We start from the raw sequence: 7,907 nt of genomic DNA, 5'->3' as shown, positions 1-7,907 counted from the left end.
CTCCCCGCGGGCGCCCGCCGCGTGGTCGACCTCGGCGCGGGCACCGGCAAGCTCACGCGCCTGCTCGCCGCGCGCGGCCTGCGGGTCACCGCGGTGGAGCCGGACGCCGGCATGCGCGCCGTGCTGGCCGCGGCGTCCCCCGACGTCGACGTCCGCGCGGGATCCGGCGAGGCGATGCCCCTCGGCGACGGCGAGGAGGACGCGGTCCTCGTCGCCCAGGCGTGGCACTGGATGGACGCGGGGGAGGCAGCCCGCGAGGCCGCGCGCGTCCTCCGCCCCGGCGGCCGCCTCTGCCTCGTGTGGAACGCGATGGACGTGCGCGAGGACTGGGTCCGCGAGCTCGACGCGCTCCTCCAATCGGGACGCCGCCCGCGCGGGCCCGGGCGGGAGCCCGGCCCGTTCCCCGGCTTCGGCCCCGTCGAGCACGCGTCCTTCCCGCACCGGCACCGCACGACCCCCGAGGACGTCGTGGCGCTCGCCGGATCCATCAGCCGCCTCATCGTGCTGCCCGACCCCGAGCGCGCGCGGGCGCTCGACGACGTCCGCACGCTCCTCGCGGCCCACCCCGACACCGCGGGGCGCGACGAGCTCGAGCTCCCCTGGCGGGCCGACGCCTACCGCGCCCAGCTCGGCGGCTAGGGGCTGCGGCACCCGCGGGAGCGCGCGCTAGGATCGTGGGACAGGCGCCGATCCGGCCATCACCGGGGAGCCTTCGGAAGAGAGCCCCGCACGCACGACCGCGGGGCAGGTAGAACCGAACGGGTCGGGCCCGTCATCGCCTCTGGAGAGTGGCCGCGCGTCGCGTGGCAAGCGGGGTGGTACCGCGCTCGGGGATCCGCACACGGGATCCGGGCGTCCTCGCGGAGAGCCGACGCCGCAGGAGATGCCATGACCTACCCCCGTCCCGTCCCCGACGACCCGCACGCCCCCGACCAGGTCGCGGCGAGCCCGCGCTTCCCGGAGATCGAGACCGGCATCCTCGCGTTCTGGAAGCGCGACGACACCTTCCGCGCCTCCGTCGCGCAGCGCGAGGGATGCGACGAGTGGGTCTTCTACGACGGCCCGCCCTTCGCCAACGGCCTCCCGCACTACGGGCACCTCCTCACCGGCTACGCCAAGGACGCCTTCCCGCGCTTCCAGACCATGCGCGGCCGGCAGGTGCACCGCCGCTTCGGCTGGGACACGCACGGCCTGCCCGCGGAGCTCGAGGCGATGCGCCAGCTCGGCATCACCGAGAAGAGCGAGATCGAGCAGATGGGCGTCGAGGCCTTCAACGCCGTCGCGCGCCGCTCGGTGCTCGAGTACACGGGGGAGTGGGAGGAGTACGTCACCCGCTCCGCGCGCTGGGTCGACTTCGAGGACGACTACAAGACGCTCGACATCGACTTCATGGAGTCGGTCATCTGGGCCTTCAAGGAGCTGCACGACAAGGGCCTCGCGTACGAGGGCTTCCGGGTGCTCCCGTACTGCTGGCACGACCAGACGCCGCTGAGCAACCACGAGCTGCGGATGGACGACGACGTCTACCGCATGCGCCAGGACCAGTCGGTCACCGTCACGTTCCCGCTCGTCGGCGCCAAGGCCGAGTCGCTCGGCCTCACCGCCGTGCGCGCGCTCGCCTGGACGACGACCCCCTGGACCCTGCCCACGAACATGGCGCTCGCGGTCGGGCCGGACATCACGTACGCCGTCGTGCCCGCGGGCCCCGCCGGCACGCCCGACTCCGAGGCGCCGGACTCGCTGCCCCGCGCGTCCTCCGTGCAGCTCGCCGCCGAGGTGCTCGGATCCGAGTACCTCATCGCGCAGGACCTCGTGGGGAACTACGCGAAGGACCTCGGCTACGCCTCCGCCGACGAGGCGCGCGCCGCCGTGTCCCGCACGGTCCTCGGCCGTCAGCTCGAGGGCGTCGCCTACGACCGCCTCTGGGACTTCTACGCCGACACGGAGCGCTTCGGCACCGGGAACGCGTGGCAGGTGCTCGTCGCGGACTACGTCACGACCACGGACGGCACCGGCATCGTGCACCAGGCGCCCGCCTACGGCGAGGAGGACCAGCAGGTCTGCGCCGCTGCGGGCATCCCCGTGATCCTGTCCCTGGACGAGGGCGGCCGCTTCGTCGACACCGTCCCCGAGGTCGCGGGCGAGCTGTGGTCGGACGCGGGCAGGACGCTCACGCGCATGCTCAAGGCCCAGGGCCGCCTCATCCGCCAGGCCAGCTACGAGCACTCGTACCCGCACTGCTGGCGCTGCAAGAACCCGCTCATCTACAAGGCGGTCTCCAGCTGGTTCGTGCGCGTCACCGACTTCCGCGACGACATGGTGCGCCTCAACCAGGGCATCGAGTGGACCCCGGAGAACGTCAAGGACGGCCAGTTCGGCAAGTGGATCGGCAACGCCCGCGACTGGTCCATCAGCCGCAACCGCTTCTGGGGGAGCCCAATTCCCGTCTGGAAGAGCGACGACCCCGCCTACCCGCGCATCGACGTGTACGGCAGCCTCGACGAGCTCGAGGCCGACTTCGGCGTGCGCCCCACGGATCTCCACCGTCCGTTCATCGACCAGCTGACGCGCCCGAACCCCGACGACCCGACGGGCCGCTCCACCATGCGCCGCATCGAGGACGTGCTGGACGTCTGGTTCGACTCCGGCTCGATGCCCTTCGCGCAGGTGCACTACCCGTTCGAGAACCGCGAGTGGTTCGACGCCCACAGCCCGGCCGACTTCATCGTCGAGTACATCGGGCAGACCCGCGGCTGGTTCTACACGCTGCACGCGCTCTCGACGGCCCTGTTCGACCGTCCCGCGTTCTCGAGCGTCGTCAGCCACGGGATCGTGCTCGGCAACGACGGCCAGAAGATGTCGAAGTCGCTCCGCAACTACCCGGACGTCAACGACGTGTTCGACCGGGACGGATCCGACGCCATGCGCTGGTTCCTCCTCGCGAGCCCCGTGCTCCGGGGCGGCAACCTCGTCGTGACCGAGGAGGGCATCCGCGAGGGCGTCCGGCAGGTGCTGCTGCCGCTGTGGAGCACCTGGTACTTCTTCTCGCTCTACGCCAACTCGGCGGCGCCGGGCGGCTACGAGGCGCACCGCGACACGTCGAGCGACGACGTGCTGGACCGCTACATCCTGGCCCGCACCCGCCGCCTGGTCACCGAGGTGACGGCGCACATGACGGCGCTCGACTCCACGCTCGCCGCGGCCTCCCTCCGCGACTTCGCCGACGTGCTGACGAACTGGTACGTCCGCCGCAGCCGGGACCGCTTCTGGGCGGGCGTCGAGACCGCAGCCGACGGCACGGTCACGCGCACGGCCGCGTTCGACACCCTCTTCACCGTCCTCGAGACGGTCGCGCGCGTCGCGGCCCCGCTCCTGCCGCTCGTCTCCGAGCGCATCTGGAAGGACCTCACGGGCGGGCGCAGCGTCCACCTGGAGGACTGGCCCGAGCCCGACGACCTGCCGGCCGACGAGCGGCTCGTGGAGGTGATGGACCGCGTGCGCCAGGTGGCCTCCACGGCGCTCTCGCTGCGCAAGCAGTCGGGCCTCCGGGTCCGCCAGCCGCTCGCGCGGCTCACCGTCGTGAGCGACGACGCCGACGGGCTCGCTCGGTTCGAGGACATCCTCCGCGACGAGCTCAACGTGAAGGCGGTCGTCGTCGAGCAGCTCACGCCCACGAGCGCGTCGGACGCGGGCATCACCCGCCGCCTGACCGTGAACGCGCGCGTCGCCGGGCCCCGCCTCGGCAAGGGCGTGCAGCAGGTCATCCAGGCCGCCCGCGCCGGCGACTGGACCGAGTCCGACGGGGAGGTCGTCGCGGGCGGCGTGCCGCTCGTGGCGGGCGAGTACGAGCTCGTGCTGGAGGTCGCGGGCGACCGCGCCGACCAGGCGCTCGCCCTCCTGCCGGGCGGCGGCTACCTCCTGCTCGACACGGCGCTCACGCCCGAGCTCGAGGCCGAGGGCCTCGCGCGCGACGTGGTGCGCAACGTGCAGGACGCGCGGAAGGGCGCGGGGCTCGAGGTGAGCGACCGCATCGCCCTCGTGATCCGCCTGGACGCGCCGGGCGCCGAGGCGGCGGAGCGGTTCCGCGACCTCATCGCGCGTGAGACCCTGGCCGTGGCGCTGCGCATCGACGCGGACGCCGTGGCGGATCCGGGAGCCGGCATCACCGTCGGCGGCGGATCGCCCCTGTACATCGAGGTGGAGCGAGCATGAGCGACCAGCAGGGCGGACGGCCCTTCGACGACGACGAGCCCCGGCGCGACGACGACTTCGAGCCCGAGGGCGACGAGGGGGTCGACGCCGCCGCGCGCGCGCTCGACCCCGACGTCGACGGCCTGAGCGACGACCAGCTCTTCGCGGACGACGCGGCGGAGCTCCGCCGGGAGGCCGAGCGGTCGATCGTCGCCGGCCGCGAGGTCGACGACGAGAACTACTTCGAGCGCGAGGGCGACCTCGTGTACCAGGCGCTGCTGTCGCGCGTGGGGGAGCAGGCGCCGCAGCCGCGGCTCTCCGCCACCCGGCGCGTGGTCGAGCTCCTCGGGGACCCGCAGCGCGCGTACAAGATCGTGCACGTCACCGGCACCAACGGGAAGACGTCGACGAGCCGCATGACGGAGAGCATCCTCCGCGCCGCCGGCCTCCGGACGGGCCTGTTCACGAGCCCGCACCTCGTGCGGTTCAACGAGCGCATCGTCGTCGACGGCCTCCCCATCTCCGACGAGGCGCTCAGCCGCAACTGGGCCGACGTCGAGCCCTTCATCGACATGGTCGACCAGGAGCTCGTGGCCGCGGGCGAGGAGCCCGTCACCTTCTTCGAGGCGCTCACCGTGCTCGCCTTCGCGGCGTTCGCGGACGCGCCCGTGGACGTGGCGGTCGTCGAGGTCGGCATGGGCGGCGAGTGGGACTCCACCAACGTCGCCGACGGCGAGGTCGCGGTCTTCACGCCCGTCTCGCTCGACCACACGCAGCGCCTCGGATCCACGGTCGCCGAGATCGCGCGCACCAAGTCCGGCATCGTGAAGCCCGCGTCCGACGTCGTCTCCGCGGCGCAGGTGCCGGAGGTGGTCGCCGAGCTCACGCGCGCGGCCGAGCTCACCGAGTCCACGTGGTCGATGGAGGGGGAGCGGTTCCGCCTCCTCGAGACGACCCTCGCGGTCGGCGGCCAGGTCGTCTCCGTGCAGGGCCTCGCGGGCACCTACCGCGACGTGTTCCTGCCGCTGTTCGGCGCGCACCAGGCGCAGAACGCGGCGGTCGCGATCGCCGCGGTCGAGTCGTTCCTCGGCGGCGGCGACCACGCCATCCACGACGACGTGCTCGCCGAGGGCCTCGCCACGGCGACGAGCCCCGGGCGGCTGCAGGTCGTCGGCACGGAGCCGACCGTGCTGGTCGACGCGGCCCACAACCCCGCGGGCGCCGCCTCGCTCGCCGCGGCGCTGCCCGTGTACTTCACGTTCGACCGCGTCACCGCCGTCCTCGGCGTCCTCGCGGACAAGGACGCGGAGGGCATCGTGCGCGAGCTCGCGTCCGTCGTCGACCACTTCATCGTCACGGCGTCGACGTCGGAGCGCTCGGTGGACCCCGACGAGCTGGCGCGCGTCGTCGTCGGCGTCGTCGGCCGGGACCGCGTCACGGTCGAGCCGGACCTCCGCACCGCCCTCGAGGACGCCCGGGACTCGGCGGGCGAGACCGAGAAGGGCGCGGCGCTCGTCACCGGCTCGATCCTCCTCGTCGGCGAGGCCATGGCCCACGCCGACCAGGCGGGCTGGAAGACCGCGTGAGCACCGACGGACGGCCCGCCCGGACCCGCCGGCCCCGTCCGCCCCGCACGACGGTCGAGATCCTCGGCTCCATCGTCATGGGCTTCCAGGTCATCGTCGTGTTCCTCGCGAGCCTCGTCGCCTTCGGCCTCGAGGCGCTGCCCGCGCTCCCCGCTCTCGGCGGCGGCGCGCTCCTGGTGCTCGCGATGCTCGCCGTCGTGGGCTCGCTGCGCTCCCCGCTCGGCGTCCGCGCCGGCTGGGTCGTGCAGGTCCTCGTGGTCCTCACCGGCCTCGTCCTGCCCGCCATGTACGCGGTCGGCGGGTTCTTCCTGCTCCTCTGGATCTACGCCATGGTGCAAGGCGCCCGCATCGACCGCGAGAAGGCCGCCGCGCGCGGCGCCTGGGAGCAGGCCATGCTCGACGAGCAGGCCGACCGCGCCGACGACCTCCCCACCGACCACCGCCCGACCGATGAGCCGCCGGCTCCCACCCCGTAGGAGATCCCCCCATGACCGCACCCGTCCAGGAGACCCTCGTCCTCGTCAAGCCCGACGGCGTCGCCCGCGGCCTCACCGGCGAGATCCTCCGCCGCATCGAGGCCAAGGGCTACCGCATCGTCGACCTCCGCATGGTGCAGGCCGAGCGCACCCTGCTCGAGCAGCACTACGAGGAGCACCAGGGCAAGCCGTTCTACGAGCCGCTCGTGGAGTTCATGGAGTCCGGTCCCGTCGTCGCCGTGCGCGTCGCGGGGAACCGCGTCATCGAGGGCTTCCGCTCGCTCGCCGGCACCACCGACCCGACCGGTGCCGCGCCCGGCACCATCCGCGGCGACCTGGGCCGCGACTGGGGCCTCGCCGTCGCGCAGAACCTCGTCCACGGCAGCGACTCGCCCGAGTCCGCCGCGCGCGAGCTCGCCCTCTGGTTCTAGGGCGAGCGCACGCGAGAGGGGCCGACCGGATCCGGTCGGCCCCTCTCGTGTCCCGCCCGGCTCAGCCGAGGAGCGTCGGGATGAGCGCGGGGAACGTCGCGATGATCGCGACGACGATGACGGCGTAGTTCAGCACGACCACGGCCCACGCGTAGGGCGCCACCGCGTCCGCGGCCCGGCGGACGCCGGCGGGCACCGGGATGAGACCCGACCGCGCGGTGGCCGAGAGCGTGCCCCACCACAGCGGGATCATCGCGCTCCACACCAGCAGGCAGTACGGGCAGAGCGCCCCGATGACGAAGACGCTCTGGGTGAAGAGCCAGGTGACGAACAGCCACCCGCCCAGAGTGCCGAGCGCGAACAGGGTCCAGAACCACCGTGCGAACCGCGCCCCGGCGAGGAGCGCCATGCCGAGGACGACGGGCACCACGAACGCGGCCACCCCGATGAGCGGGTTCGGGAACCCGAGGAGCGCGCCCTGCGCGGACTCGATGACGGTCGCGCAGGAGATGAACGGGTTGATGTCGCACGAGAGCGACGCGCCCGGCTCCTCGAGCAGGTGCAGCCGCTCGAGTACGAGGACGAACGACCCGATCCACCCGATGACGCCCGTGACGACGAGCAGGAGGGCGAGGGAGCGGGGGTGCACGGGGGCCCGGGTCGCGGTCATGCGGCGATCATGGCAGACCGCCCGCTCCCGACCCTGACGGCCGGGTGGGCGTCGGCATGCGATACTGGCTGGCAGGTCGACCCGCCGCGCGGGACGACCGCCATGAAGAGTCTTTCCCGGGACAGACCCGGGCCGCACGGCACGTCCGGCGGCGGATAGCCAGTTCCGTACCAGTGCGCACGACCGTAGCCTCGGGCCGGAAGTCGCAGACCAGGATCGACGGAGAACCGCGAACGCGGGGATCCACTCGGAGAGCTACCGGGGTACGGCGCGGCCGTACCTCCCGGTTGAGGAGTGCACCAGAGATGGTGGAGAGAGACGAGAACACCGGCAGGAGGCGACCCAGCCTCTTCGAGCGGCTGACCGGCCGCCGCGCCGAGCCGACCGCGGCGACGGGGACCGGCGGCTCGCCCGCCCTCCCCGCGTCCGCGTCCCCCGAGGCGAGCGGCACGCCCGCCGCCTCCGTAGCGAAGGGCCACACCCTGAACGAGAACGACGACACCCAGTCCACGCCCGTCGAGCAGGAGGCGCCGGGCGTCGTCCGCGTCGGGCT

7 protein-coding genes are annotated in these 7,907 nt (G+C 73.3%); 6 read left to right on the top strand and 1 reads right to left on the bottom strand.

Annotation, left to right across the window (positions count from 1 at the left end):
• From Q6969_RS10820 to ndk, 5 genes are all read left to right on the top strand, one after another.
• On the top strand, nucleotides 1-639 hold a 639-nt coding region (locus tag Q6969_RS10820; protein WP_317230442.1), incomplete at its 5' end, for a class I SAM-dependent methyltransferase.
• A gap of 249 nt (nucleotides 640-888) precedes the next feature.
• Nucleotides 889-4,212: an isoleucine--tRNA ligase gene (gene ileS, locus Q6969_RS10815; RefSeq protein ID WP_317230441.1), complete on the top strand. Its 3,324-nt coding sequence runs from the start codon at nucleotides 889-891 to the stop codon at nucleotides 4,210-4,212.
• Nucleotides 4,209-5,777 carry a folylpolyglutamate synthase/dihydrofolate synthase family protein gene (locus tag Q6969_RS10810; RefSeq protein ID WP_317230440.1) on the top strand — a complete coding sequence of 523 codons (1,569 nt, stop codon included), beginning with the start codon at nucleotides 4,209-4,211 and terminating at the stop codon, nucleotides 5,775-5,777. Before ileS ends, Q6969_RS10810 begins: the two co-directional genes overlap by 4 nt.
• Nucleotides 5,774-6,253, top strand: a complete 480-nt coding sequence (locus Q6969_RS10805) for a DUF4233 domain-containing protein (RefSeq protein WP_317230439.1) — start codon at nucleotides 5,774-5,776, stop codon at nucleotides 6,251-6,253. Before Q6969_RS10810 ends, Q6969_RS10805 begins: the two co-directional genes overlap by 4 nt.
• An 11-nt stretch (nucleotides 6,254-6,264) precedes the next feature.
• The gene (ndk, locus tag Q6969_RS10800) at nucleotides 6,265-6,684 is read left to right on the top strand and encodes a nucleoside-diphosphate kinase (RefSeq protein WP_317230438.1); all 420 of its coding nucleotides are present in this window, start codon (nucleotides 6,265-6,267) and stop codon (nucleotides 6,682-6,684) included.
• 61 nt (nucleotides 6,685-6,745) lie between these two features.
• Here the strand turns inward: ndk and Q6969_RS10795 are convergent, their stop codons facing one another.
• Complete coding sequence (locus tag Q6969_RS10795; protein WP_317230437.1) at nucleotides 6,746-7,354, bottom strand: vitamin K epoxide reductase family protein; 609 nt, start codon at nucleotides 7,352-7,354, stop codon at nucleotides 6,746-6,748.
• A 305-nt stretch (nucleotides 7,355-7,659) separates the two neighbouring features.
• Between Q6969_RS10795 and Q6969_RS10790 the strand changes: the two genes are divergently transcribed.
• Nucleotides 7,660-7,907 (top strand): hypothetical protein (locus Q6969_RS10790; protein WP_317230436.1); only part of this gene is annotated, 248 nt, incomplete at its 3' end.

Origin of the sequence: Clavibacter sp. MX14-G9D (genome assembly GCF_032917815.1) — a bacterium.
GTDB classification, from domain to species: domain Bacteria; phylum Actinomycetota; class Actinomycetes; order Actinomycetales; family Microbacteriaceae; genus Clavibacter; species Clavibacter michiganensis_K.
The sequence above is the reverse complement of the archived record's forward strand: the minus strand, read 5'-3'. Positions and strand labels throughout refer to the sequence as shown.

What these genes read in the sequence shown, in the direction of transcription:
- ileS (WP_317230441.1), top strand. Translation starts at nt 889, where the DNA reads ATGACCTACCCCCGTCCCGTCCCCGACGACCCGCACGCCCCCGACCAG.
- Q6969_RS10810 (WP_317230440.1), top strand. Translation starts at nt 4,209, where the DNA reads ATGAGCGACCAGCAGGGCGGACGGCCCTTCGACGACGACGAGCCCCGG.
- ndk (WP_317230438.1), top strand. Translation starts at nt 6,265, where the DNA reads ATGACCGCACCCGTCCAGGAGACCCTCGTCCTCGTCAAGCCCGACGGC.
- Q6969_RS10795 (WP_317230437.1), bottom strand. Translation starts at nt 7,354, where the DNA reads ATGACCGCGACCCGGGCCCCCGTGCACCCCCGCTCCCTCGCCCTCCTG.